Source organism: Lysinibacillus antri (genome assembly GCF_003977595.1).
Lineage (GTDB): Bacteria > Bacillota > Bacilli > Bacillales_A > Planococcaceae > Ureibacillus > Ureibacillus antri.
This window is the reverse complement of the sequence record NZ_RYYR01000036.1, coordinates 1-26014: the sequence shown is the minus strand read 5'-3', so window position 1 is coordinate 26014 and position 26014 is coordinate 1. Positions and strand designations below refer to the sequence as shown.

The 26014-nt window shown below is 35.9% G+C and carries 30 protein-coding genes; 24 read left to right on the top strand and 6 right to left on the bottom strand.

The features are described 5' to 3' along the window. Window positions 1–87: 87 nt before the first annotated feature. The 3 genes from EK386_RS17880 (at window position 88) to EK386_RS17870 (ending at window position 2655) form a co-directional block, all read left to right on the top strand. Window positions 88–801: a glycosyltransferase family 2 protein gene (locus tag EK386_RS17880; RefSeq protein WP_126660544.1), complete on the top strand. Its 714-nt coding sequence runs from the start codon at window positions 88–90 to the stop codon at window positions 799–801. Window positions 802–960: 159 nt separating this feature from the next. Then, the gene (locus tag EK386_RS17875) at window positions 961–1356 is read left to right on the top strand and encodes a YkvA family protein (RefSeq protein WP_126660543.1); all 396 of its coding nucleotides are present in this window, start codon (window positions 961–963) and stop codon (window positions 1354–1356) included. Between the two features lie 48 nt (window positions 1357–1404). Further along, window positions 1405–2655 carry a transglutaminase domain-containing protein gene (locus EK386_RS17870; RefSeq protein WP_126660542.1) on the top strand — a complete coding sequence of 417 codons (1251 nt, stop codon included), beginning with the start codon at window positions 1405–1407 and terminating at the stop codon, window positions 2653–2655. A 44-nt stretch (window positions 2656–2699) separates the two neighbouring features. Here the strand turns inward: EK386_RS17870 and EK386_RS17865 are convergent, their stop codons facing one another. The 4 genes from EK386_RS17865 to EK386_RS17850 all read right to left on the bottom strand — a co-directional run bounded on the left by EK386_RS17865 (window position 2700) and on the right by EK386_RS17850 (window position 6805). Further along, on the bottom strand, window positions 2700–3653 hold the full coding sequence (locus EK386_RS17865; protein ID WP_126660541.1) for an N-acetylglucosamine kinase: 954 nt from the start codon (window positions 3651–3653) through the stop codon (window positions 2700–2702). Beyond that, the gene (gene argH / locus EK386_RS17860) at window positions 3650–5167 is read right to left on the bottom strand and encodes an argininosuccinate lyase (RefSeq protein WP_126660540.1); all 1518 of its coding nucleotides are present in this window, start codon (window positions 5165–5167) and stop codon (window positions 3650–3652) included. Before argH ends, EK386_RS17865 begins: the two co-directional genes overlap by 4 nt. 102 nt (window positions 5168–5269) lie before the next feature. Then, window positions 5270–6163 carry an EamA family transporter gene (locus EK386_RS17855; RefSeq protein ID WP_126660539.1) on the bottom strand — a complete coding sequence of 298 codons (894 nt, stop codon included), beginning with the start codon at window positions 6161–6163 and terminating at the stop codon, window positions 5270–5272. A 66-nt stretch (window positions 6164–6229) separates the two neighbouring features. Further along, the gene (locus EK386_RS17850) at window positions 6230–6805 is read right to left on the bottom strand and encodes a GNAT family N-acetyltransferase (RefSeq protein ID WP_126660538.1); all 576 of its coding nucleotides are present in this window, start codon (window positions 6803–6805) and stop codon (window positions 6230–6232) included. Between the two features lie 143 nt (window positions 6806–6948). Between EK386_RS17850 and EK386_RS17845 the strand changes: the two genes are divergently transcribed. From EK386_RS17845 to EK386_RS17825, 5 genes are all read left to right on the top strand, one after another. Next, the gene (locus EK386_RS17845) at window positions 6949–7893 is read left to right on the top strand and encodes a carbohydrate kinase family protein (protein WP_126660537.1); all 945 of its coding nucleotides are present in this window, start codon (window positions 6949–6951) and stop codon (window positions 7891–7893) included. Window positions 7894–7991: 98 nt separating this feature from the next. Then, entirely contained in the window at window positions 7992–8192 is a 201-nt protein-coding gene (locus EK386_RS17840) for a PLDc N-terminal domain-containing protein (RefSeq protein ID WP_126660536.1), read from the top strand. Then, the gene (locus tag EK386_RS17835) at window positions 8189–9091 is read left to right on the top strand and encodes an ABC transporter ATP-binding protein (protein WP_126660535.1); all 903 of its coding nucleotides are present in this window, start codon (window positions 8189–8191) and stop codon (window positions 9089–9091) included. The genes EK386_RS17840 and EK386_RS17835 overlap by 4 nt, the downstream gene beginning before the upstream one ends. Then, complete coding sequence (locus EK386_RS17830; RefSeq protein WP_126660534.1) at window positions 9078–9860, top strand: ABC transporter permease; 783 nt, start codon at window positions 9078–9080, stop codon at window positions 9858–9860. The genes EK386_RS17835 and EK386_RS17830 overlap by 14 nt, the downstream gene beginning before the upstream one ends. A 107-nt stretch (window positions 9861–9967) precedes the next feature. Then, window positions 9968–10678, top strand: a complete 711-nt coding sequence (locus EK386_RS17825) for a CBS domain-containing protein (protein ID WP_126660533.1) — start codon at window positions 9968–9970, stop codon at window positions 10676–10678. Window positions 10679–10696: 18 nt separating this feature from the next. Here EK386_RS17825 and EK386_RS17820 read toward each other — a convergent pair whose 3' ends face one another. Both EK386_RS17820 and EK386_RS17815 read right to left on the bottom strand, forming a co-directional pair. Then, a complete protein-coding gene (locus tag EK386_RS17820) occupies window positions 10697–11416 on the bottom strand; it encodes a YetF domain-containing protein (protein WP_179966061.1) in 720 nt (239 codons plus the stop codon). Between the two features lie 119 nt (window positions 11417–11535). Next, window positions 11536–12210, bottom strand: coding sequence for an adenine nucleotide alpha hydrolase family protein (locus tag EK386_RS17815; RefSeq protein ID WP_126660532.1), 675 nt, complete (start codon window positions 12208–12210; stop codon window positions 11536–11538). 312 nt (window positions 12211–12522) lie between these two features. Between EK386_RS17815 and EK386_RS17810 the strand changes: the two genes are divergently transcribed. The 16 genes from EK386_RS17810 to EK386_RS17735 all read left to right on the top strand — a co-directional run bounded on the left by EK386_RS17810 (window position 12523) and on the right by EK386_RS17735 (window position 25891). After that, window positions 12523–14931 (top strand): Na+/H+ antiporter subunit A, encoded by a 2409-nt coding sequence (locus EK386_RS17810; RefSeq protein WP_126660531.1) that lies wholly within the window; start codon window positions 12523–12525, stop codon window positions 14929–14931. Further along, entirely contained in the window at window positions 14921–15343 is a 423-nt protein-coding gene (locus EK386_RS17805; protein WP_126660530.1) for a Na(+)/H(+) antiporter subunit B, read from the top strand. Before EK386_RS17810 ends, EK386_RS17805 begins: the two co-directional genes overlap by 11 nt. A gap of 1 nt (window position 15344) precedes the next feature. Further along, window positions 15345–15683, top strand: coding sequence for a Na(+)/H(+) antiporter subunit C (locus tag EK386_RS17800; RefSeq protein ID WP_126660529.1), 339 nt, complete (start codon window positions 15345–15347; stop codon window positions 15681–15683). Then, on the top strand, window positions 15676–17160 hold the full coding sequence (locus EK386_RS17795) for a Na+/H+ antiporter subunit D (RefSeq protein WP_126660528.1): 1485 nt from the start codon (window positions 15676–15678) through the stop codon (window positions 17158–17160). Before EK386_RS17800 ends, EK386_RS17795 begins: the two co-directional genes overlap by 8 nt. After that, a complete protein-coding gene (locus EK386_RS17790) occupies window positions 17160–17642 on the top strand; it encodes a Na+/H+ antiporter subunit E (protein ID WP_126660527.1) in 483 nt (160 codons plus the stop codon). The genes EK386_RS17795 and EK386_RS17790 overlap by 1 nt, the downstream gene beginning before the upstream one ends. After that, entirely contained in the window at window positions 17643–17927 is a 285-nt protein-coding gene (locus EK386_RS17785; RefSeq protein WP_126660526.1) for a Na(+)/H(+) antiporter subunit F1, read from the top strand. Then, window positions 17905–18309: a Na+/H+ antiporter subunit G gene (locus EK386_RS17780; protein ID WP_126660525.1), complete on the top strand. Its 405-nt coding sequence runs from the start codon at window positions 17905–17907 to the stop codon at window positions 18307–18309. Before EK386_RS17785 ends, EK386_RS17780 begins: the two co-directional genes overlap by 23 nt. 669 nt (window positions 18310–18978) lie before the next feature. Next, window positions 18979–19794 carry a metallophosphoesterase gene (locus EK386_RS17775; RefSeq protein WP_126660524.1) on the top strand — a complete coding sequence of 272 codons (816 nt, stop codon included), beginning with the start codon at window positions 18979–18981 and terminating at the stop codon, window positions 19792–19794. A gap of 433 nt (window positions 19795–20227) precedes the next feature. Continuing rightward, window positions 20228–20689 (top strand): VOC family protein, encoded by a 462-nt coding sequence (locus EK386_RS17770; RefSeq protein ID WP_158674468.1) that lies wholly within the window; start codon window positions 20228–20230, stop codon window positions 20687–20689. A 27-nt stretch (window positions 20690–20716) separates the two neighbouring features. Next, a complete protein-coding gene (locus EK386_RS17765; protein WP_126660522.1) occupies window positions 20717–21469 on the top strand; it encodes a glucose 1-dehydrogenase in 753 nt (250 codons plus the stop codon). Continuing rightward, entirely contained in the window at window positions 21470–21694 is a 225-nt protein-coding gene (locus EK386_RS17760) for a tautomerase family protein (protein WP_305067687.1), read from the top strand. A 6-nt stretch (window positions 21695–21700) separates the two neighbouring features. Beyond that, window positions 21701–22459 (top strand): SDR family NAD(P)-dependent oxidoreductase, encoded by a 759-nt coding sequence (locus tag EK386_RS17755; RefSeq protein WP_126660520.1) that lies wholly within the window; start codon window positions 21701–21703, stop codon window positions 22457–22459. 19 nt (window positions 22460–22478) lie between these two features. Then, a complete protein-coding gene (locus tag EK386_RS17750; RefSeq protein WP_126660519.1) occupies window positions 22479–23531 on the top strand; it encodes a TRAP transporter substrate-binding protein in 1053 nt (350 codons plus the stop codon). A 103-nt stretch (window positions 23532–23634) separates the two neighbouring features. Next, window positions 23635–24117 carry a TRAP transporter small permease gene (locus tag EK386_RS17745; RefSeq protein WP_126660518.1) on the top strand — a complete coding sequence of 161 codons (483 nt, stop codon included), beginning with the start codon at window positions 23635–23637 and terminating at the stop codon, window positions 24115–24117. Further along, complete coding sequence (locus EK386_RS17740) at window positions 24117–25406, top strand: TRAP transporter large permease (protein ID WP_126660517.1); 1290 nt, start codon at window positions 24117–24119, stop codon at window positions 25404–25406. The genes EK386_RS17745 and EK386_RS17740 overlap by 1 nt, the downstream gene beginning before the upstream one ends. Before the next feature lie 17 nt (window positions 25407–25423). Further along, window positions 25424–25891 (top strand): VOC family protein, encoded by a 468-nt coding sequence (locus tag EK386_RS17735; protein WP_158674467.1) that lies wholly within the window; start codon window positions 25424–25426, stop codon window positions 25889–25891. Window positions 25892–26014 lie beyond the last annotated feature (123 nt).

Sequence of the window (26014 nt, the reverse complement as noted above, 5' to 3'; positions counted from 1 at the left end):
ACCAAAGTTGTTTTCCATTGAATCCCAGAGTGAAGAACGATAAAATTTTACTATAAAGTATAGAAACGTTCATAAAGGGGATGCATTGTGGAAAAGATAGCGATCGTAATGCCTACACTTAATCCATTACCATCTTTAATAGATTACGTGGATAACTTAACAAATTTAGGCATTGAGAGAATTATCATTATTAACGATGGTAGTGATGAGAAATACAAGCCAATATTTGATAAGCTACGGAATAACAATCAATGTGTTATCATTGATCATCCTAAAAATAAAGGAAAGGGAAGTGCGTTGAAAACAGGCTTCCTTTATACATTAAAAAATTTATCCAATGTAAGATTTGTTCTGACGGTTGGTGCTCACGGTCAACATAAAATAAGTGACGTAGCTCAAATTGTAAACCATGCTAAGCTCTTTTCAGATGGCATTATATTAGGTGTAAGAAATTTTAATTCTGAGGAAGTACCATTTACTAGCTCTATCGGAAATCGAGCTGCGTCCATCTTATTTAATTTATTGTTCCATAAGCGATTGCTAGATACACAAACAGGCTTACGTTGTATACCAAGAAAGGATCTGGCATGGCTGCTTAAAGTACCAGGAGAAAGCTTTAGTTATGATACAAATATGCTTGTAGAGGCAATTAAAAGAAAAGTGCCAATTTATGAAATTCCTATAGGCCATATGAAGATTAAAAAAAATACCATTATGTTTTATGATGAAGTATTAAATACACATAAGTTATTTAAACAAATGATTACTACATATACAAAAAGTAAAAAACATCATGATTAAATTGAAACCTTTGCCCATTTAAACTCGTAAAGAATCTTAGTACTGCAATAAAAGGGCTACGATCATCTCGAAAGTATTCTTTTTGTAGTACTTTTTTAATTTATTGGTAATGATAGTACTAAGAAACAGCCTTTGTTATGTGCTTAAGGAGGAAATAAGATGGATGAAAATATGCAATTAGAAACAGTTGTAAAGGGAAAAGGCAAGCATTATGCACCAAACAAATTCTTAAATAAAATCAAAATGTATGGGTTGAATTTAGGATTTAAGGCACTGCATGGCGCGGCAACCTTATTCGCTGCATTAAAAAGTCCGGACTTACCGAAAGAACAAAAACTAATGATTGTGGGTGTTCTAGGGTACTTTATTTTACCAATAGATCTCGTTGCAGACTTTTTACCAACAGTTGGTTTAGCAGATGATGCCGTTATTATTCTAAAAGCATTATCTGTCATTTACTCATCTATTACCGAGGAAATGAAAGAAGAAGGACATGAATTATTGAAGAAGATTTTTGGTGAGAAGTATATGCCAACAATTGAGTATGAAATTTAACTAGCACTAATAAAATTTGATGCCGAAATTTTCCCGAGGTGAGGTACTATGTTAAAACGAATAACTTTTCTCGTCATTGTCATTGTACTACTTAAGCCGACGTATGATTTCGGCTTAAAGTTTTTTGACAATGCCAAACAATTTTTAAATGATAATAGTATACACATTCAAGATGCCACAACAGATGTCATTACATCGGTTTCCAATACGGCGAAAGATACGCTAATTTACTCAACAGCTACCGTGAAGAATGCTAAATTACCAAGCGATACCGTCAGAACTGCGGAGGAACTAGCGGATGCCTTTTACTATTACTTTAGTAATTGGCAAACAGACTTTGAAATTACGTATGTAGGTAGTACTTCAGATATTGAAAGTTTAATTGAACGTGCTGTGAAAATGGCAGCAGATCGAGATCATTATATTTTAGGGCATCTAGCAGATCGAAAAATAGAATACGAGTATGGCCGTTTTGATGCCATTATTAAAGTTCACCAAGCTTACTTGACAAATGAAGTGCAAGAGCAAATTGTAAATGAGAAGGTGGCTTCGATTCTAGCTTCTGCAAATCCTGAAACGATGTCTGATTTTGAAAAAGTTAAATTTGTAAATGATTATATTGTGAAAAATACGGCTTACGGAGAAGACACAACAGCGAGTCCACATAGTGCCAATGCAGTCGTTGCGGAAGGACAAGGGGTTTGCCAAGGATATGCTTTACTTGCCTTAAAGTTATTACAAGATTTAGGAATTGAGACGCAATATGTGGTGGGCGAGGTATATACAGGAGGACATGCCTGGAACTTAGTAAAGGTTGATGGACAGTGGTATCATCTTGATACAACGTGGAATGACCCAACCCCAGACCGCAAAAATGTCGTTCGTTATGAATACTTTTTAATGAACGATGCAAAGATGAGAAAAGATCATACTTGGATTGCATCGGATTATCCAGAAAGCACAAGCACCAAATATGCATTTATGGCTCAAATTGATCATGCCTATGAAGTAGATGGAATGATTTATTATAGTAATGTAAACGACAATAATCTTTTATATCAAATGAATATGAAAACAGGGAAGACGGAACCTTTAACAGATAGTCGAGCGCAATTTATTGTCGGTTTCGGTGATTGGCTATATTTTAGCAATTATTCTAAAGGTGCATATCTTTCTAAAATCAGAACAGATGGTACAGACGAGACAATTCTTTATAAGGAAAAGGTGGAGAATTTATTTGTAGAAGATGGCTATTTATATTTCTCTACTGATGATGGACTAAAGAAGCTAGAATTATAAAAACCTCGAAGTGGCAACCACAGTGCCTATTTCGAGGTTTCTTTTTAATGTTTGCTACCCTTAATTTCATGAAGTGCCCGCATGATGATATATTCAATTGGCTCTTTTTTACATAATGTGAAAGAGATGCGCGGGTATTGCTCATTTATATATTGTTGAAATAAGTTCAATATCATCGGGTGGTGCTGAAAAACGCCGCCATTTAAATAGACAGGATAGTCATCACTAGCAGTGCCGACCTTTTTTAACGTTGAACTCGCTAAAATGGAAAGCTCTAATGCAGCTTGTTGTGCGATAGCGATTGCTTGCTCATCGCCAGCCGCTACAGCTTTTGGCAACACAGAACTTATACTCGCTAATTGTGCATTTGTATATTCAGGGCGATACAGCCATGTCATCAGTTGTTCCGCATTTTGGATATTAAGCTTATCGTAGACGAACTGTTTTAAAATACTCAGCTTTTCATTTCGCCCGTCCTCTATTCGGAAAAGAGATTTCACAATTTGTTGCCCAATCCAATATCCACTACCTTCATCACCTGCACGATGCCCCCAACCACCAGTACGAACCAATTCACCATTGCTACCAACCGCGTAACTAAGAGCGCCTGTTCCGGAAATAATAAGAGCGCCTCTTTGACTGACACCGACTAACCCTAGTAATGTGGCGTGTACATCATTTTCAGCAATGCATTTTTTGACTGAAAACGCACTCTGCTCTAAGCAAGAAGTGATAAGTTGCTCCACTATGAGTTGATCGTTGTGTGTATCAATTCCAGCCATAGCAAAGGCCGCTACATTTATATTTTTGAGTTTAGTAGATTCATAAGCATCGTGAAGCAATGCGCTAATGACTTGTTGAACCTTGTCTTTTCCAATCGTTTGATAATTGGAACCTGTTGATGTTTTTTTAAAGTAACAATCTCCGTGCTGTGAACAAATTGCTAATGTCGTTTTTGTTGCACCACCATCAACTGCTAAAATTACTTTCTCTGTCATTGTTTCCAACCTTTAAGAATTTGTTGGAGTTGTTCTTCACATGTTGCTAATTTATCCTTCTTTTCTTTTATCCAGTTGTCCAGTAAAGGGGAGATTGCTTGGGCCTGCACTAATGAGTTTTTCATTGTTTCAGGTGCAGGTCCGCCTGTTAAAGAACGAATATGAACGAAAAATTCAGGTTTAAGTGCTTTATAAAATTCCTCTTTTGAGATTTTTAATGATTTACCTGTGATTTCAACGGATATTTCATTTGCCAGTTCCCATGTTAGGCTATCTAAAGAATCCTTTTTATCGTTAATTAAAGTACGAATACAACGACTAACGATTCGGTGTGATTGGCGGAATGAAATATTTTCTGAACGAACAAGTGAATCCGCCAGTTCCGTCACATTGGCAAAACTATTTTCTGCCCGTTTTAGAAGCTTTTCTTTATTGACATCCATCGTTATGACTAAACTGCCAAATAGTTTATAGATTCCACGCAATTTTTCCATTGCTCTCCATAAATAAGGCTGCATATCATCTTCTGTGTCTACGATATCCCCAAATGGTGTGTTGTGAATCATCTGTAAGACAGTGGATGCATCGCCATAGACAGAAGATAGTAATGAGCGAGTATGTTCAATAGAAACCGGATTGCGTTTTTGTGGCATGATCGAACTTACTTGCACATACGGACTTGCGAGATTAATGGCATTGAATTCTTGTGTCGCCCATTGCAAGAAGTCTTGTGATGTTCGACCAAGATTAAGTGCGGCAAGTTGAACGACACTTGCAGCTTCTGCAATATAATCTGCTCCTGCTACAGCATCCCAGGCGTTTTCTATCATGCCATCAAATCCTAAAAGTTCTTGCATGCGCTCTCTATTTATATTAAATCCTGTAGTAGTTAAAGCAGCTGCGCCCATACTACTTTGATTAATCGTTTGAAAAGCGGCTTGCATACGCTTGAAATCGCGTGTTAATTGGTCAATGACAGCTTTTAAATAATGGGCAAATGTTGTTGGTTGTGCTTGTTGGGTATGAGTATAACCGATCATAATTGTTTCGACGTGTTCTTCAGCGAATGCTATTAATGATGTTCTAAGGGAAAGTAATTGTTCCATTAGTGCAAGTAACTTTTTCCGTAACGTCATGCGATATATTGCAATGCCCATATCATTACGACTGCGCCCAATGTGCAAGTTGCCTGCCACATCCCCAGCTAGTTCAATTAATTTATTTTCGATACGGAAAAATAAATCCTCAAATTGTGGGTTATAATCCCGCTCTTCATAATAATTTAAATCCAGTTTTCCAATGGCCTGCCCGATTTGTATAGCTTCTTCCTTTTTAATGAGTTGCTGCTCTTCTAGCATTTTTAAGTGGGCAATATGAATTTGCACCATTGATTTTAAAAAGTGTTTTTTTGCCTCATCATATGCTGGTTGAAGCACCATTTGACGATAGCTATTAGAAGGGAACTGATTTCCCTCAATCTCATTAATGTGGCTTCTAAACTCTTGGAACATCATCGAAATTCGCCTCCACAAATTACCTCTATATTCCCATTGTATCGTTATTGACGACCTACTTGTACTAAATTATAAGACTTTATTAGTTGTTATTATTAAATGTTAAAATCTATTTTTCCTTTGGGCTAGTACAGTAGGTAAAATCATGCCAATCAACACTAATACAATTCCAAAGATCTGCAATAATGTTACTTTTTCATGTAATACAATGCTTGCGGCAAGAACAGCAACAGGTAATTCCATTGCACTTAAAATCGATGAAAGCCCTCCACCTACTTTTGGTACGGCGATGGAGAATAAAATAATCGGTAATATAATTCCGAAAAGCCCTAATATAAGTCCGTATTTCCATAAACTTGTGTTTAGTAACGTGCCATCCCAAATAATTTCGGGCGTTAAGAAAATACTGATGATAGTGACGGCCACGAGTGACATCAAAAGTGTACGAGAAATTGTTGTCATACCTTGTACCTCTCGAGAATTCACTTGAATGAAAATGGCGAAACTTAACGCAGAGACTAAACCAAGTCCCCAACCTTGCCAAGGAATATTGGACAAATCTACATCCACAACACCTGCTGCTAAAATGGTCCCTAAAAATAAAAAAACGAGCGAGATTGTCTCTGGTCGACTAGGGAATCGCTTTTTTATTACACAATCAATTAACATTCCAATCCAAGTAAATTGAAATAACATCACGACAGCGAGGGATGCCGGTAAATAATTTAAGGATTGTCCATAAACAATACCGGTTGTAGCGGTGAAAGTTCCTGAAAGTACTATAGTTAGAATGCCACTTTTATTTAAGCGCAGAAGTGTTCTTTGCGTAAAGATAAACAGAATAAGTGCTAGAAAAAATCCTACCACGTATTGGCTTGTTACAGCTTGAGCTGATGTAAATCCATTATTCATGGCTACTTTTATTATTGTTGATAAAATACCGTAGCTACTCGAAGCGATCACAATGAGTAGCGGGTATACTAGTTGTAATTTCATGATGTATTGACCTGCCTAGCCTTATTTTTGTTTCTAACGACTCTTTTCGAGACGAGCGAGCGCCTTTCACTTTCCTATTTGTTTTACCATATGGTGAAAGGGTTCGTTCATAATTGTCCAAGGTTCTGTTACGACAAAGCCGACTCGTTCATACAGATGGCGAGCTTTTACTTTTTCTAGTTCGACGTTTAAAGAGAGTTTAGTAAAGCCATTTTTTAGTGCAATTGTTTCAGCAAATGCGAGCAATTTTGTGCCTAAACCTTCTCCACGTGCTTTTTCGTGAACACAAATTGTATCTACATAAAACTCGTCAGGATGTGCTTCAACGTCAATAGTTATAATAGAAGCATTTTTGTTTATAAGCCATTGTTGTAATGAATTATCTAATTTTGCGGCATCCTTACCACTATACAGGACGATAATTCCTAAAATATCCTTTGTTTGATCATCCTCAGCCACGTATGTATTTAAATAAGAATGTCGGTTGTCAGTGCGTTTAAAAAGAACCTCAAGTTCATTTATGATATTAGAATAATTACTTTCTCCGGTTAGACGGTTAGCAATTTCACCGATTGCCTCATATATAAGGGGTGCAACTTGTTTTGCATCACTTAGAGCAGCTTGTCTAATGAAAATAGTCATATAATTTCCTCCTTTGAATGAATTATATCAAAATGTTGAAGGAAAATATGACCTTTCCCCCTGTCTGAATAGTAGAAATCTTTAAGAACGTGTTAATTTTATGTTAATCTAAAAAAAGTACATATTCGGAGGTCTGACAACTCATGAGTGAGCCAAATAAAGATTTTGTTTTAGTATATGGTGATGCTTTTGTTGATTATATAGCGAATGATAAAACGAATACATCATTTACAACCTATTTAGGTGGAGCAACGGTAAATGTTGCAGCAGGAATTAGTCGCATTGGGGCACCTTCTGCATTAGTAACCATCACGGGTGATGATGATACATCACAATTTGTTCGTGAGGAGCTTGCAAAAGAAGGCGTAAACATGGATTATGCAGTAATCGTTCCAGAAAAAAGAGTAAGTGGCGTTTATGTGCATCTCACAGAAGATAGCGAGCGTATTTTTAAAGATTACGTTGATGAAACTCCGGATCTTCAAGTAGAGCCGAATCAATTAAATGAAGAAGCTTTTAAAAAAGCATCTATTCTCAATGTTTGCTCTGGTACAATGTTTCATCCAACCGCTTTAGCGACTACACGAACTGCAGTGGATATGGCAAAAGAACAGGGAGCAGTTATTGCAATTGATGCGAATATTCGCCCTTTACGATGGAGCAGTGAGGAAATATGCCGCGAAACCATTATTTCCTTTTTTGAAGATGCACACATTTTAAAACTTACAGATGAAGAACTGTATTTTCTTACAAAAACAGATAATTTACAAGATGGACTAAAAGAGTTAAGTCAATATTTAGTGCCAATTGTCTTAATAACAGTAGGTGCGGATGGCGCGTATGCAGTGCTCAATGGGGAAATATTCCACGTGGCAACAGATAAAGTAGAGGCAGTAGACACAACTGGTGCAGGGGATGCCTTTATGGCAGGAGTTCTACGTTATGTTCATTTCAATGGTCTACCAACGACGAAAGAGGAATTAATTTATTGTGTAAGCTTTGGCAATAAATTAGGAGCATTCGCTGCTACCAAGGCTGGTGCTTTGACGGCATTGCCACATTACGAACAAATCAACCACTGGTTATAAATTTTAACTACCGACAACTATAAATACGTTGTCGGTTTTTTAATGGACTCTTATACTAAAACTAGAAGTAATCGTATTAGGTATTAGGGGGGAGAAAAATGGGAGAATTACAATCTATACCATGGGCATTAATAGCTCCATTATTTATTGTTCAACTCATTTTAATGATTATTGCACTAATTGATTTATCTAAAATACATGCAACAAACGGTCCGAAATGGCTATGGGTAATAGTTATTATCTTTGGTAATCTACTTGGTTCCATTGTGTACTTCATTGCAGGGAGAAAACAATCATGACGCTTTTGACAGTAACAAGCTTAACGAAATCTTTCGGTACGCAGACGGTTGTTGACAATCTTTCCTTTTCAATAGAAGAGCATACATCTACAGCCTTAATTGGTCCAAATGGTGCTGGAAAAACAACGACTTTATCGATGTTAACAGGACTATTGAAACAAACTTCAGGCAGTATATCGATGGAAGGGATAAACGATATACGTAGGGTAATTGGGTTTTTACCGCAATACCCACAATTTTACTCTTGGTTAACTGCACTTGAGTATACTGAAATGACCGCGAAGTTAAGTGGAGTGGAAGTTAAAAAGGCAAGAATGCAATCGCAAAAAATACTCGAATACGTAGGTCTTGGGGCAGCACTTCATAAAAAAACAGCAACTTTTTCGGGTGGAATGAAACAACGACTTGGAATTGCACAAGCGCTTGTTCATCAACCTAAACTGCTTTTATTAGATGAACCTGTTTCTGCTTTAGATCCAGTTGGGCGTAGAGAAATAATGAACTTACTGAAAGAAATTCAGAATGAAACGACGATTCTTTATTCCACACATATTTTAAATGATGCTGAAGAAATGACGGATCAGCTTTTATTTTTAAGAGGTGGAAAGTTAGTAGAAAGAGGCTCATTAAAAGAGGTACGCACTCGATTTGATGAGCCACGTATCAAAATCCAGTTTAGTTCTCCATCTGAGGCACTACAATTTACGAGCCAATCCGAGCTACCGGCAACTACAGAAGGCTCAGTAGTGTTTGTGGATATTGTTTTGGATCAACCAACTATGCAACAACTATTAAATCACCTTGCCAACAGTCCATTTACAGTAGAAAAAGTAGAAAGAGTGACGGCAAGTTTAGAAGATATATTTATGAAGGTGGCCTTAGATCATGAGTCAGTTTAGCGTATTGGTACAAAAAGAGTTACGGGAAAGCTGGCGTAGCTTTAAACTTCTTTGGATCCCACTCGTATTTATTTTGTTAGGTGTAAGTGATCCATTATTAAATTATTTCATGATGGATATTTTAAAAGCAGTGGGAGGAATGCCTGAAGGGTTTGAGATGGTCATGCCAGAGTTTACCCCAGCAGATATTCTTGCTGCATCTACAGGTCAATTTCAATCAGTTGGGTTAATTGTATTAATAACAGCTTTTGTAGGTTCAGTTAGTAGAGAGCGCCAAAACGGAACGGCGACACTTTTATATGTTCGCCCAATTTCTTATGTGTCTTTATTTTTAAGTAAATGGGTTGTAGCGGTACTTGTTGCAATTGTCAGTATAGTTGCAGGGTATGCAGCAAGCACGTATTATACGATCATATTGTATGGCACGGTAGAATGGGATCGATTTTTTGCGATGGTAGGGACGTACATCATCTGGATTTGTCTTGTCATGGCAATTACATTGGCAATGAGTGCATCCTTTAAAACAGTTGTAGCAGCGACAATTACGATTATTTTAGTGTTAGTAGGGTTGATTATCGATAGTTTTATCGGAAGCTTTTGGTCAGTATCACCATGGAAGTTAGCGAATTTCGCACTTGCCTTATTAAGTGATTACTACGACAAAACGGATTTCGTTATTACACTAGGTTTATCCATTGGTTTAATTGTTCTATTTATAATAATTGGCATTGTGATGAGTAAACGAAATGCCTCCACAACAAAAATATAAGAAATAAGAGTCTGTCGCATTAGTGATAGGCTCTTTAATTTGGTTTTTTTGTGGAATATAATGGTATTAGTAATAATTTTTAGTAAATAGGAAGGGGAGGATAGCAAATGACGACGGCGTTAAGAAATTCAGACCGTTTCTTAATTGCATTTAACCGTATAAATCATACATTACGTGACATTGTAGGCGCTAAGGATTTTCAGCCTTTTTATCGGTTAGTAGACCAAGGAAAAAAGAAAAATGCACTAGTTCGAAAATATGAAGATGATTTGCGTTCATTTGCCGATTTACGAAATGCGATTGTTCATCATCGGACTTCAATGGAATTTGTCATTGCAGAACCACATTCAAAGATTGTGAATCGAATTGAACATATCGATCATACGTTGGCAAAGCCGAAGTTAGTGGGACAAGTTTTTCAAAAGAAGGTACTATCCCTTCAAACGACAGATTCGTTAAAATACGCATTGAATATTATCCGTCAAAAAAAGTTTACTCAATTTCCTGTATTTGAAGGGCCTCATTTTAGAGGACTCGTGACGACAGTAGGGATTACCAACTGGTTAGCAACTACAATAGCGGGGAGTCATGCATCTATTACTATGCCGACATTACATGATATTTTGCATCATGAGAAAAATCGGGTAAATTATAAGTTTATTAGTAGATACATAACAATTTACGATGCAGAGGAAATATTTAAACAAGGGGTGGAACGTGGAAAACGTTTTGAAGCGTTGTTAATTACGGAGCATGGGAAACCCCATCAAAAGTTACTAGGCATTGTAACGCCAATCGATATTATGAAAGTGGACTGAATAAGACTAGTGGTAAAACTAGTTACTAGTTTTACCACCATCGTTTCGTAGACTAATATAAAGGGAGCCATTTTCAAGTACTTGTGCAAAGTAAACGTCTTCAAGCTTTTGTACTTTTTTCTTCCGAAGTTTTGTCATTACCCATTCCTCTGTTAGACCCACTTCTTTTAAGCTCTCGGATATGATTTTTCCATTTGAAATAATTTCGGTTGGAACATACGGTGGAATCGACACATCTGCTTTTGCATCTTCTTTAGTTGCAGAGCTGTAGGCAGGCTTCTTTAGGACACTTAATTCACCATTGGTTTCAAAAATAGCATAATGAACTTCATCTAGTGAGAAAATGCTTTGTTCTCGTAAAAGCATCGTTAATTCATCCTCATGGAGTCTAGACTTCTTTAATGCAGTATCCATGATGACCCCATTTTTTATAAGAATCATTGGTTTATCATCAATTAACACACGTATTTTTTTTGAACGTAATGTTATATAACTTACAAACATAGTTAGTACCGTCCACCATACGAGACCCGTAATACCATCCCAATAAGCACCATCAGCTTTTGAGGAAATTTCAGCAGCAATGGATCCAAATGTAATACCCGTAGCGTAATGAAAGAAAGTAAATTGGCTGATTTGTTTTTTCCCTATTACTCTTGCTAAAATTAATATAGCAATAAAAGCAATTGTTGTACGTAAAATCATTTCAAAAAAGTGAATTTCAGTAAAATTTTGCATAATGCTATTCTCCCTTCATCCATTGTTAGCATGAACAAAAGAATAATTAGTATGCAAAAGAAAAAACTGTTTTTCATGCAGCCGAAAAACAGTTTTACGTTAACTCTATTCACTTTTAATTAGGCATGGGTTAAAAGCGAGTGGACTAGATGGGTGTTGCTAACAAAGCCCTCTTTAATCGCTACTTCATTCATTTTGTTATTGTACGAAAATTTAAAAATGCCATTATCAAAGTCTGTCCCAATTTCTTTGAAAAATATTCCTTCTAAATATTCGAATTTCGGACATGTAAATACGATTTTATAGTTTTCATCATCTCGAATAACATATGCGCGGACCCCTTTTTCAAAAATCCCATATGCTTCATCTTCAATCGGACGTTTTACAGCGACAATGTGGAAATCTACAAATGGAACTTCCTTCAATAATACATTTAAGAAAGATCCCTTTGTTATTTCTTCCCATCGACTTTGAGCACTTTGTCCAACGATGATTTGGGTAATATTGTAGTGTTTCGCAACATCTGAAACAACTTTTTGGATTGGACGTTTTTCATTATCTTGAATGATAAATTTTTCAACTTGAAGCTCCTCTGCTAACTGAGTCCATCTTTCAATGTAACCTGATTTTTCAGCATCAAATGCATCAAGTGGTTTTGGATCAACAGTTAAAATATAGAGGGGGCAGTCTAATAAAGTAGCTAGCTTATGTCCGCGACGAATAAGACGTTCACCATTGAGTCCATAATATACACAAACTAAAATACTCTCATCCATTCTTTTAACATGATTCATTGTAGTTTGCTCCTCTTAAATTTAGTTCGAAATCAAAAAATAAACAGCAACGGTTAGAAAAAAAGCGTTTTAATAAGTAAATGTAAATGCGAAATAAGTGCATAAGCGACATTATTATTGTATACTTTTATTTGTAATAAATAATATATTTTTAGTAGATTGTAAAATATATTTACATATTTGCAATATATTTACATCACTTTTAGTATCTATATGACACTATATTATGAAGACCTCATTTTCTTAAGTCAAGTAGATTGGGTTATTTCTGACTTTTTGCAAAATGGAGCTTAGAATAGGAGGTTTTACCTTGTGACAGTTGATATTGCCATTATACTAATACCGTTTATTATGGCAGCTTTTATTCCCATCTTCTATAGGCAATTGTCTAAAAGATTGATTGGTTGGTTCGTTTTAGTAATTCCCGTAAGTTTATTCCTTTTGCTTACTACATATATCCCTCGTGTTTCAAGTGGCCAAACGCTTTCGAATACATACGAGTGGATTCCCTCATTCAACATAAATTTCACGACATACATAGACGGTTTAAGCTTAATATTTAGCTTACTTATTACAGGTGTCGGAAGTTTAGTAATTTTATACTCCATTTTTTATTTATCAAAGAAAGAATCCTTACACCATTTTTATTGCTACTTACTATTGTTCATGGGAGCAATGTTAGGCGTAGTATTTTCAGATCACTTAATGGTGTTATATGCATTTTGGGAGTTAACAAGTGTTTCATCGTTCCTGTTAATCGCCTTTTGGCACCATCGTAAAGCATCTCGAGCTGGTGCAAGAAAATCCATGACCATTACAGTATCAGGCGGCGTAGCTATGTTAGTCGGCTTTTTAATGTTGTACGTCATGTCTGGAACATTTAGTATACGAGAAATTATTGCAAACATCGATCGTATTAGTGACCATACATTGTTTGTACCCGCGCTTATTTTAGTATTATTAGGGGCATTTACAAAGTCGGCACAATTTCCATTTCATATTTGGCTTCCAGATGCAATGGAAGCGCCAACACCAGTTAGTGCCTATTTACACTCTGCCACAATGGTGAAAGCGGGAATTTATTTAGTAGCTCGTTTCACACCAGTATTCGGCGGGGAAATCGTCTGGTTCTGGGCAGTCACAGGTGTTGGATTAATTACGTTGTTTTGGGGTTCATTTAATGCAGTAAAGCAAGTGGATTTAAAAGCATTGCTTGCCTTCTCAACAGTAAGTCAGCTAGGTCTTATTATGAGTCTATTAGGATTGGGATCTGTTGCTATCCATTTAGGCTATAGCAGTGAAACGGTTATTTATACGCAAGCTGCATTCGCGGCGATTTTCCATTTAGTCAACCATTCTACATTTAAGGGTGCTTTATTCATGATGGTCGGAATTGTTGACCATGAAATTGGAACTCGTGATATCAGACGGTTAGGTGGTTTAATCCGAATATTACCTCTAACTTTTACAGTAGCTTTAATTGGTAGTTTTTCAATGGCTGGATTACCGCCGTTCAATGGATTTTTAAGTAAGGAAATGTTTTTTACTGCCACATTAAAAATAACGGAATTAGATATTTTTTCACTTGATAGCATGGGTGTCCTCATTCCAGTAGTTGCTTGGGTTGCAAGTATATTTACATTTGTTTACTGCTTAATTATCGTCGGGCAAACATTCTTTGGGAAAATTAGTCCGGACATTTTAGAAAAAAATCCACATGAAGCGCCTATTGGCATGTTAATATCTCCATTCATTCTAATCGGATTTGTAGTGGGCATTTTCTTCTTCCCGAATCTATTAGGACATTATATTTTACAACCGGCAATGGCGAGTATTTATCCCACATTCCCTTCTACAGAAGAAATGACGCCACATATTTCTGCTTGGCATGGCTTAAATACAGAGCTTTATATGACGATTGGTGTCGTTTTGATTGGTGTTACATTGTATTTCCTTTTAAAACGTTGGAAACCAATTTATCGAATCTTCCCTCAAAAATTATCTTTTAATGTTTTGTATGAACGAGTGATCGGTTTTGGGGAGAATTTTTCAGAACGTGCAACAAAACGATATATGACTGGTTCTTTAACGCATTACTTTATTTATATATATATGGCATTTGTAATCATTGCGGCGGGCGTATTTTTTATGACGGATTCCTTTGAGTGGAATACGAAGAATAATGCGGCTGTTGAAAGCTTTGAGTTAATCCTAGTTTTTGTTATGATTTTCGCTGCTATTGCCATCCTATTTTCAAACTCACGTATTACAACGGTTTTACTAAATGGTGTACTTGGCTTTTCTGTTGCCTTTTTCTTCGTGGTTTTCCGCGCACCAGATTTAGCTTTAACACAACTCGTTGTCGAATCCGTAACAACGGCACTGTTTTTACTGTGCTTTAAATATTTACCTGATTTAAAACCAGAGAAATCCACTAAACGCGTGAAGTTTACAAATGGGGTTATTTCACTTCTTGTCGGCGCAACAGTATCTGTAATAGGGTTAGCTGTAATGAATTACGATAAATTTGAATCCATTTCAACTTATTTTGAAGATGCGTATAATCTAGCAGGCGGAAAAAATATAGTGAATACCATTTTAGGGGATTTCCGTGCATTCGATACAATGTTAGAAGTAGTCGTTCTCTTTATTGCAGGCTTAGGCGTATATGCGCTCATTAAGCTAAAAGCGAAAAAGGGGGATGCAGACATTGAAAATTAATGATGTGATTTTACGTACAGTAGTAAAAGGTGTTGTCTTTATTATTTTGACTCTAGGCGTTTATTTATTCTTTTCAGGTCATAATGCACCAGGTGGAGGATTTATAGGGGGGCTCGTTTTAGGCTCTGGAATCGTCCTGCTTTATATTACGTACGATCTTGAAACGATCCAAAGTAAAATGCCATTTGACTTTAAAAAAGTAGCAGCTTTAGGTGTGTTGCTAGCTACAGGGTCAGCAATTGGGTCATTATATTTTAACGCACCTTTTTTAACACAAACAGATGGATATTTTAATATACCGATTCTTGGTGAAAAGCATTTATCAACTGTTACGATATTTGAAGCGGGTGTGGCATTAACAGTCATTGGTACACTTGTAACTATCATTTTAAGTATAAGTGAGGATGAATAGTATGGAATCGTTAATGATTATATTAGTAGGCATTCTTGTTTCAGTTGGAACCTATTTAATCCTCTCTAGACAAATGATTCGCATCATTTTAGGGACGGCCATCTTATCACATGCAGTGCATTTATTGATTTTAACTGTAGGTGGATTAAAAAAAGGGGGCGTCCCATTATTAAGTCAATCAGATGGACCGTATACCGATGCATTGCCACAAGCCTTAATTTTAACGGCAATCGTTATTAGCTTTGCGACTACGGCATTTCTTCTCGTGTTAGCGTATCGGACGTATAAAACGAATGGTTCAGCTGATTTTCATGAATTGAGGGGAATGTCAGATGAATAACTTAATCGTACTACCTCTTATAATTCCCATTATCACAGCTGTTCTTCTCGTATTTTTGCGAGAGTCTATTATGCTACAACGTATTATTAGTTTATTGACGATGATTGCGGTAAGTAGTATCACGTTGATTTTGCTAAATATTGTACAAGCAGAAGGGATTATAAGGTTAGATTTTAGTGGGTGGTTACCACCTTTTGGTATTTTATTTGTTGCTGATTCCTTTGCACTATTACTTGTTTTCACGGCTAGCATCGTGACAACCATTTGTTTAATTTATGCATTTTCTACAATTGGAAACAGACACGAAAAGATGTTCTTTTATCCTTTTGTCTTATTTTTAATTGCAGGTGTAAATGGGTCCTTCTTAACGGGTGATATTTTTAATTTGTTTGTTTGTTTTGAAGTGATGTTATTGGCCTCGTATGTATTAGTGGCACTTGGAGGAGAGATAGGGCAGTTACGTGAGTCCTTAAAATATGTCTTAATTAACGTTGTCGCGTCGTGGATGTTCCTTGTGGCATTAGCTTATTTGTATGGAACGTTAAAAACATTAAATATGGCGCATATTGCTGAGCGAGTTGCCGAAGTTGGACAAGATCCTTTGCTGACAACAGTAGCTATTTTACTTTTACTCGTATTTAGTTTAAAAGCTGGTTTACTATTATTCTTTTGGTTACCAGGTTCATATAGTGTTCCACCTGCCGCTATACAGGCTTTATTTGCGGCCCTATTAACAAAAGTGGGGATTTACGCCCTAATACGTACATTTACATTAATGTTCCCCTTAGATCAAGGGATTACCCATACAATTATTGGCATAATGGCAGGAGCAACAATAATCGCTGGATGTATGGGCGCATTATCGGGTAGGGATGTCTATACGATTGCAACATATAACGTCATTATCGGCGTCGGGTTTATCTTAATCGGTTTAGCGGTCGGAACAGAATCTGCTTTAACAGGTGCTGTGTACTATTTAATGCATGACATGGTGGCTAAAGCATTGTTATTTCTATTAATTGGGATGATGATTTATTTAACTGGGGAAACGGTTGTAAAAAATATGAGTGGTTTAATTCGAAACTATCCGTTGTTTGGTTGGATTTATTTCATCATGATGTTAGCGTTAGCAGGGATTCCTCCACTAAGTGGATTTGTAGGGAAAATTTTAATTGGGCAAGGTGCGATAGAAGAAAGGGCATATGTTTTATTAGCAATTGGATTTGCATCGAGTATTATCGTATTGTATTCGTTATTACGCGTTTTCTTGGCATCCTTCTTTGGTGAAACAACGATTAGTTTTGAAGATCGAAAGCCAATCCCGAAAGGTGCGTATGTTTCTTTTTGTTTACTAGCCATTAGCATCATTTATATTGGTGTAGGTGCCGAAACCTTATCCGTTTACGTAAAGGATGCGGTTCATACATTAGTCAATCCTTCTATTTACATTGATGCGATTTTAAAGGAGGGAGCTTGATGTTTGGCCAATTTCTATTAAATTTATTCATTGCTTTATTGTGGCTTTTATTAGTTGATGAACCGATACCGCAAATTACAACCTTCTTTACAGGGTTTGTAGTCGGTATTGGCATTTTATACGTTATGCATCGCTTCTTTGGAACTCGTTTTTATTTAAGACGTGTATCGAAAGTAATCTACCTTATTTTGTTATTTATAATAGAGATTGCCAACTCGAGTATAACGGTAATGAAACAAATTCTAACCCCTAAATTAAAAATTACGCCTGGTATTTTTACATACAAAACAGACTTAAAAGGTGATTGGGAAATAACAGTGCTGGCATTATTATTAACACTTACCCCAGGTTCCGTTGTAATGGAAGTATCGGAAGAAGGCAATGTCTTTTATATTCATGCCATGGATATTGAACAATCAAAAGAAGAGGTTATACGTTCTATTGGGAAATTCGAAAAAGCAATTTTGGAGGTGACACGATAAATGAAAGAAACCATTTTATTAATCGCATTAACATTATTTATGGTTGCCATTGCGATCCTTTTATATCGTGTCATTGCGGGTCCTACATTGCCAGATCGTGCCATTGCACTTGATACAATCGGTGTTAATTTAATTTCTGCCATAGCGATCATCTCAATCATGTTACAGACAAAGGCCTTTTTAGAAGCGATTTTAATTTTAGGGATTTTATCTTTTATAGGAACAATCGCCTTTTCGAAATTTATCGAAAGGGGTGTTATCGTTGAGCGCAAAGGAGATTCTTGAGTGGGCAGCTATTCTCTTAATTTTATTAGGATCCATTATTAGTGTTATTAGTGCATTAGGGTTAATCCGTTTACCTGATGTTTATACAAGATCACATGCTGCCTCTAAAAGTTCAACATTAGCAGTACTTGTTAGTTTGTTAGGAGCCTTTATTTATTTCTGGTTCCATGATGGTTATGTGAGTATTCGTTTAGTTTTAGGTATTATCTTTGTTTTCATTACTGCTCCTGTAGCAGGTCATTTAATCTGTCGAGCTGCATACAGAGCACGCGTACCATTAGCTAAGGGCTCAGGAGATGATGAATTAAAGCCAATTCTATTTGCAGGTGAGAGCTTACAGGTAGCAGATAAAGAGGTTGAAGAAGATAAAAAATTCGAGTAGTTATCCACAATTCAAAAACATTCACTTTCTAAAAGGAGTGGGTGTTTTTTTGATTGTGGATAATTTTTTTGCGTTTTCAGGAGGATTTTTAAATTTAGCTTGTGGACAAATGACGCAGTTGAGGATAAAGATGTGGAGAACTGCGGATAAGTGGATAAAAGGGTGCGCGGTTGTGGATAGTTTTTTATTATATGAGTGTGTTTAATTAATTTCCGAACGAGTAAATAATAATTATCTAATAAGTGGTCTGCTTCCCAATTAGAGAGATAGATGAAATAATAAAATTCTGCTTTTATTTTTTAAAAAGCATTTCTTAGTGGGCGGACTTAGCACACAAACCGTAAAGACATGTTGTACATGTCTTTACGACTTGTCTCAGTGCTTTGTGTAAGGTCTACCCACATAGAATAAATTTAACAAATCTTTTATGATTTAGTTCGCGGCTTACAGTGGTAGGCCGCGTTTTCTAACTTTAGTTGACTTCCTAAGCGTTGCGCAATTTAATACTTTTTGAGTAGCCCCATCCCCATTTGTGAAAAGTTAAACCTCCCATATTACATAAAATTAATCTTCTATACACCTTCTACTTGAATGTTTTGTAGCATATGAATAATATGAGGAGGTGTGGATTTTTCCCCTTAAACCTATTAATGAATCGAGCGAGCTATTTTGAAAAAATTATTAACGATATTTTGCCTCATCATAGGGGTTTATTTGTTTTTACATATTAATAATTATTGGATTGTGACAACCGAGCATGTTTACAAATCGGATCAAGTACCAAAAAGCTTTGATGGTTTTCGTATCACCCAAGTCTCAGATTTACATGATGCAGTCTTTGGTGACAATCAAGATAAACTCGTAAAAAAGGTACAGGCTACGAACCCGGATGTTATTTTTATAACGGGCGATGTGATTGATAGTAACCGCTATGATTTACAACAAAGCATGGCGGCAGTTAAGCAATTTGTTGAGCTAGCGGATGTGTATTATGTCATTGGTAATCATGAAGTTGCGACGAACCAAGTGAGTGAAATTTATGATGCAATGCAAAAAATAGGTGTCCACATACTACCAAATACATCCCATATCCTCGAACGCGGTGGGGACAAGATCAATATCATTGGTATTGAAGATCCGCTAAATGGTGATGAAACGCAAACGATGTTAAATACAGCTATGGCAGAAGCTGATCCTAGTCTCCTTAAGCTTTTATTAGCACATCGACCAGAGAAGTTTTACACGTATGTCGTTAATGAGATGGACTTAGTATTTTCCGGACATGCCCATGGTGGACAAGTAAGGTTACCTTTTGTTGGTGGATTAATTGCGCCAGGACAAGGCTTTTTACCAACCTATACAGCTGGATTATATGAAGAAGATAAAACGACTATGGCAGTGAGTAGAGGATTAGGGAATAGTACAGTCCCTTTCCGAATCTTTAATTTGCCAGAAATCGTTGTAGTTGAATTAAAATCAAAATAATTATTTAGCTAGACGTTACTTTTAAAGTAGCGTCTTTTTTATATTCAAAAAATATTACTATAAAAGGCATTTTTTAATTGCCAAATATGCACTATTACATTCTAATATTACAATTTCTGTAATATTCCCAACTTAATAATTTACTCGAAAATTTTAATATTTACTTACTTATGATGAAAAATAGCATCAATTGATGTCATTTTCCTCGCTTTTTATTAATAAATTGGAGAATTTAGCGTAAAAAAGTTGGCATGATTTTTGCTTTTATAAAGATGACTAACGGAAACTGAATATTTTGTCTAAATTTCTTTATGGATCACGATACAGCATTTCAACTATGAATCTATAGAAATTTACGCTGCTAAGGCAAAATACCGTTAACAAAAGAAAATATCTGCTTGAACAAAAAACTCTTAAAAAGGAGGAAAGAAGAGTGAACGAAGGAAAAGTTGTTGGATTTATTCATAGTGGCATCACAGTAAAGGATTTAGAGATTTCTTTAGACTTTTATGTAAACAAATTAGGATTTGAGTTGTTATCGAAACAAGTTTCTAAGCAAGAGTATATTTCAAGAATTGTAAATTTCAGCGATTTAGAAGAAGTTAAAATTGCTTTTCTTCAAATACCAGGTGGAAGCCAAATTGAGTTGTTGGAATATGTAGGTATTGAACGACTAGCAGGAAATGTAAGACCTTGTGATTATGGTTCTGGCCATATTTGTATACAAGTCGAAGGAATCGAACAACTATATAAAAGTTTGAAGGAACAAGGCGTTCAATTCCGTTCTCCTCAAATAGTCGACATTACAGCAGGTGCTAATAAGGGCTCTAAAGCAATTTATATGTACGATCCAGATCATTACATTATCGAGCTCATGCAAAAATCTGCTCTTTAATGAAAGCGAATTCAAGGAGGAATGTTTGTGCAGAGTCTACAAGGTAAAAAAGCAATTTTAACTGGAGGTGCACAAGGGTTAGGTTTAGCTTTAGTAAATGGATTATGTAAGAACGGTGTGGAAGTTTGCATCATTGATTATTCTGACCAGGTTCATACCACAGTTAAGGACTTAGAAAATATAGGGTACAAAGCATCTGCAGTTCAAGCAGATTTATCCCAACTAAAGAATATACCTGAAGTCTTCAATCTAGCTTTACAAAACTTAAATGGAGAGGTTGATATTCTTGTCAATAATGCAGGAATACATAAACCGATGCCTGCAACTGAACTACCAATTGCAGAATTTCAAAAAATCATTGATGTAAATGTTACGGCAATCTTTGAATTAAGCCGTCTATCATATGCGGAAATGAAGAAAAAAGGCAGAGGGAAGATTGTCAATATTGCATCAGTTCTTTCAGTACAAGGTGGATATAATGCATCAGCATATTCAGCAAGTAAAGGTGCAGTCGCTCAACTAACAAAATCTTTATCTAATGAATGGGCAAAAGATGGAGTGAATGTGAACGCGATCGCACCGGGATATTATACAACTGCTTTAAATCAATTTATATTTGAAGATCCAGAGAGAAGTCGCTCACTACTAGATAGAATTCCGGCCGGACGTTTTGGTGACCCAGAAGAATTAGCAGGCGCTTTACTATTTTTATCTTCAGACCAATCAAACTATGTAAATGGCATTCTTCTTCCGGTCGATGGTGGATTCCTAGGAAGATAAATTAGGAGGTTTAGAAATATGCCCTATGTAAAGCTTAAGTTAGTTGAAGGCAGATCATTGGATATTAAAAGAAAGTTAGTTGAAGAAGTAACCACCGCAATTACAAATGTATTAGATGTTTCAAAAGATGACGTTCGCATTGAATTAATCGAATTGAATCAAGAGCTCTTTAGTATTGGTGGTCAATTGGTTACGGATAAGCGCCAATCTAAGGGAGGTGAATGAACAAAGATGGATTTAAATTTAGAAAAGAAGAATGTTTTAATAACTGGTGGCTCAAAAGGGATTGGGTTAGAAATTGCTAAAAGATTCGTAGAGGAAAAAGCAAATGTTTCGATTGTCGGTCGCGATATTGAATACCTAAACAAAGCAAAAGAACTTTTGGGAAGCATCACCATCTACCAATCGGATATCACCAACTCTTATGAACGCGCTGGTTTAATTGATAAGTATTTGTTAGATCATGAACATATCGACATTCTTGTAAATAACGCTGGGGGTAGTAATGGTAGCAACATACTAGAAACGCCCATTGAAAAATTTTATGAAGCCTTCGAACTGAATTATTTTTCAGTTGTAGATCTTTCTAAACAAGTAATTAAAAGTATGAAGAAACAAAAGTCTGGAAGTATTATTAACATTTCCTCTATCTACGGAAGAGAAAGTGGAGGAAAAGTTACTTATAACAATTCCAAGGCAGCATTAATTAGTTTTACCAAAGCCTTATCTTCAGAAGTCATTCAGTATGGGATACGAGTGAACAGTATAGCCCCTGGGAGTATTATTCATGAAACTAGTGTTTGGGAAAAATTAAGCAAAGAAAAACAACTTGAAATCGAAACATTCTTGGATACCCAAATACCAGCTAAAAGATTTGGAACACCTGAAGAGATTGCAAATGTAGCAGTATTTTTAGCATCAGAACAAGCTTCATGGATTGTAGGCGCTACCATCAATGTTGATGGTGGTCAATCAAAAATGAATTTCTAAAAAATTGGAGGAAACTTATATGAAAAAAAACCTAAAAAAAATCGTGTTCTCATTAATGGCTTTATCATTAATTTTTCTAGCTGCATGTTCATCTGACAGTACGGGCGATGGAGATACCAATGCGAGTTCAAGTGGCGACAAGCTTACAATTAAAATGGCTAATCAAGTAGATGCCAACAACTTCTTAAATTTAGGATATGAACACTTCAAAAAAACAATTGAAGAAAAAACAGATAATGTAGCAGTTGAAATCTACAATGGTGGTACTTTAGCAACTTCGGATGAATCGGTAGTAGATTTACTGAAAAATGGTACGATCCAACTTTCTACATCATCTGCATATGGTATTGCGAATTCACTTGATATCAAAGCGTTTAACCTTTTCGATGTACCTTTCTTATTCGATAGTCGCGACCAATATTATGAATTTTTAAATGGCGAGTATGGTGATTTACTGAAAAAAGAAGTAGCTGATAAATCAAATTTATATCTTTTAGGCTTTATTGACTTAGGATACTACAGCCTTTTAAATGGTAAAAAATTAGTAGAAGATCCAAGCGACCTATCTGGTTTAAAAATTCGTAGTTCTGCAGCAGATTTACATTTAAGTGCATTAAAAGCAATGCAAGCAAACCCTACTCCAATGGCTTATAGTGAAGTATTTACAGGGTTACAACAAGGAACAATCGATGGCGTATCAACGACAACTCCTTTAATCTACGGAGACCGTTTCTATGAAGTTAATAAGTATTTCACAGCTACAAACCACGTTTTATTATTACACGGAATTCTTGTAGACAAAAAACTTTATGACGGATTAGACGAAGAAACAAAAACTGCTTTAGATGAGACAATTGATTCTTACGTTGAAGAAGCGAAAAATCTAGTAACAGATGCAGAGTCTAAAGCAATCCAAGGTTTCAAAGATGCAGGTGTTGAAGTAGTTGAATTATCTGACGAACAACGCGAGATATTTAAAGAAGCAACAAATAAAGTTGCGGAAGAAAATATGGATGCAATCGGTCAAGAAAATTACGATTTAGCAATTAAACTACTAAGTGAAATGAAATAGTTATAGATTTTGAATTAACTTAATTTAAAACAGCAGGAGCAATCTTGGAATTGTATCCTGTTGTTTTACCCTATCATACCACATCCCCTAGGAGGTATTTTCTATGGCAAAAATTACAAAACGCCCTATAGAAGCTTACGCATGTTTTGCCATTCTCATAGTAATGACTGTAGTTATGTTTGCAGGGGTTATTTGGAGATATGTTTTTAATTCTTCTATCGTTTGGGCAGAAGAATTAGCAAGATATTTATTTGTCTGGTTTGTATTCCTTAGCGCAAGTTATGCGGTTATTTCAAAAGCACATATACGAGTTGAAGCTTTAAATGCGATTATCCCGTTAAAAATTCGTCCATATATTAACCTTATTGGTAGTTTTGTATGGCTACTATTTAGTCTTTATATTGCTTATTTAGGTTTCCAATATTCATTTGATTTATGGAGTCAAAATACAAATTCAGCGGCTTTAAAATTACCTATGGGTCTTGTATATATGGGTATTCCTCTTGGATATCTTTTAATGGCCATTCGAGTATTTGTCGTTGAAATTTATCAAACACTAACTAATAGAAAAGAAGGTGAGGTATAGTGGGCAGTACTCTATTAATTTTAACTTTAGTTTTTGTAGTTTGTTTAATTATAAACGTTCCGATTGCCATTTCTTTAGCTATCGCTGCATTAACGGTTGTCTTAATTGAAGGGACTATACCTATTTCCTTTCTTATTCAAGCAACCTTTACATCCAATGATTCATTTGCCTTATTAGCAGTACCGTTCTTTATTTTAGCAGGTGAATTAATGAGTACAGGTGGTATCTCAAAAAGACTGATTGATTTCTTTAAATCGATGGTTGGATCTTGGACAGGAAGCTTAGGTTTAATTACCATACTTGCAAGTTTAATTTTCGCAGCCATCTCTGGTTCAGGTGCCGCAACAGTGGCAAGTATCGGGGGTATTATGATTCCTCACATGCTGAAGAGTGGATATAAAGCGCCATATGCAGCTGCTTTATCAGCGAGTGCGGGAGCTTTAGGGCCAATCATCCCTCCTAGTCTTGTTTTCATTTTTTACGGAATTATGGCTGGTGTATCGATTAGCGATATGTTTATCGCGGGGATTGTCCCAGGGCTATTAATTGCCGTTACGTTAATTATCATTAACTATATTGTTTGTAAAAAAGAAGGCATTGTAGATGTTCAAACAGATGAGGAAAAGAAAAGCTTTTGGAAAGCCCTTAATGAAGCAAAGTTCGCTTTATTAACTCCAGTTATTATTTTAGGTGGTATTTACGGTGGTATTGTTACGCCAACAGAAGCGGCAGTATTGGCTGTAGTATATAGCTTAATTGTAAGTTTATTTATCTATAAAGAATTAAAATTTAGCGATTTAATGGATGTATTTTTAAGAACGACGATTACATCTGGTACGGTTATGATATTCGTTGGGACGGCAACATTCTTTGGACGAGTGTTAACGCTCGAACAAATCCCGCAATATGTAGCGAATACAATTTCTGAATTTACAACAAGCCCAATAGTCGTTTTACTATTAATTAACGTGTTCTTATTGGTTGTGGGTATGTTCATTGAAACAGTAGCAGCAATTTTAATTTTCATACCAATCCTTTTACCGATTGTCGTTCCATTAGGTATCGATCCATTACATTTCGGTATGGTTGTATGTTTCAACTTAACAATTGGATTATTAACACCGCCATTAGGATTAAACCTATTTATCGGTGCAAAAGTGGCCAATGTGAAATTTGAATCGACATTCAAATATTTAACGCCTATGTTAATTGCGTTATTAATTTTACTAGGCATTATCACATATGTACCTGAGATTACACTGTTCTTACCAGAATTATTAGCTAAATAATATGAGGAGTGAATAGATTGATAATTGGACACTGGCATACTGCATTCACGGTAAGCGATATAGAGAAATCGGTAAAATTTTATACAGAGCTATTAAACTTTGAGGTAGTTCATAGACAAAGACAATCGAATGAATATACGCGCAAATTTGTTGGCTATGAAGATGCGGATTTAGAGGCAGTTATGTTGAAAATTAAGGGAGATACCTTAGTTGGTGTTTCAGGTCATTTATTAGAACTAAACCAATATTATAGTCCAAGTAGTGAAAAAATTGATATTCAAACAAAGAATATCGGTGCAGCTCACTTAGCACTCGTAACGGATGATATCCATAACACATATGAATTTTTAAAAGCAAATGGGGTTACATTTAGATCGAGCCCGGTTTCTATTCAAGAAGGTAGAAATAAAGGTGGTTACACTTGTTATTTTCTAGACCCTGACAATATAACATTAGAACTTTTCCAGCCCCCTATTCATAAATAAAGGCAGAAGCATTAATTGCTTCTGCCTCCAGACTGTAGACAAACTCGATAAATTTCGAGTTTGCCTACAGTCTTTTTTCTTTTACAATAAACTCAAGAGATTTCTAAAGGTAAAACGAAAACT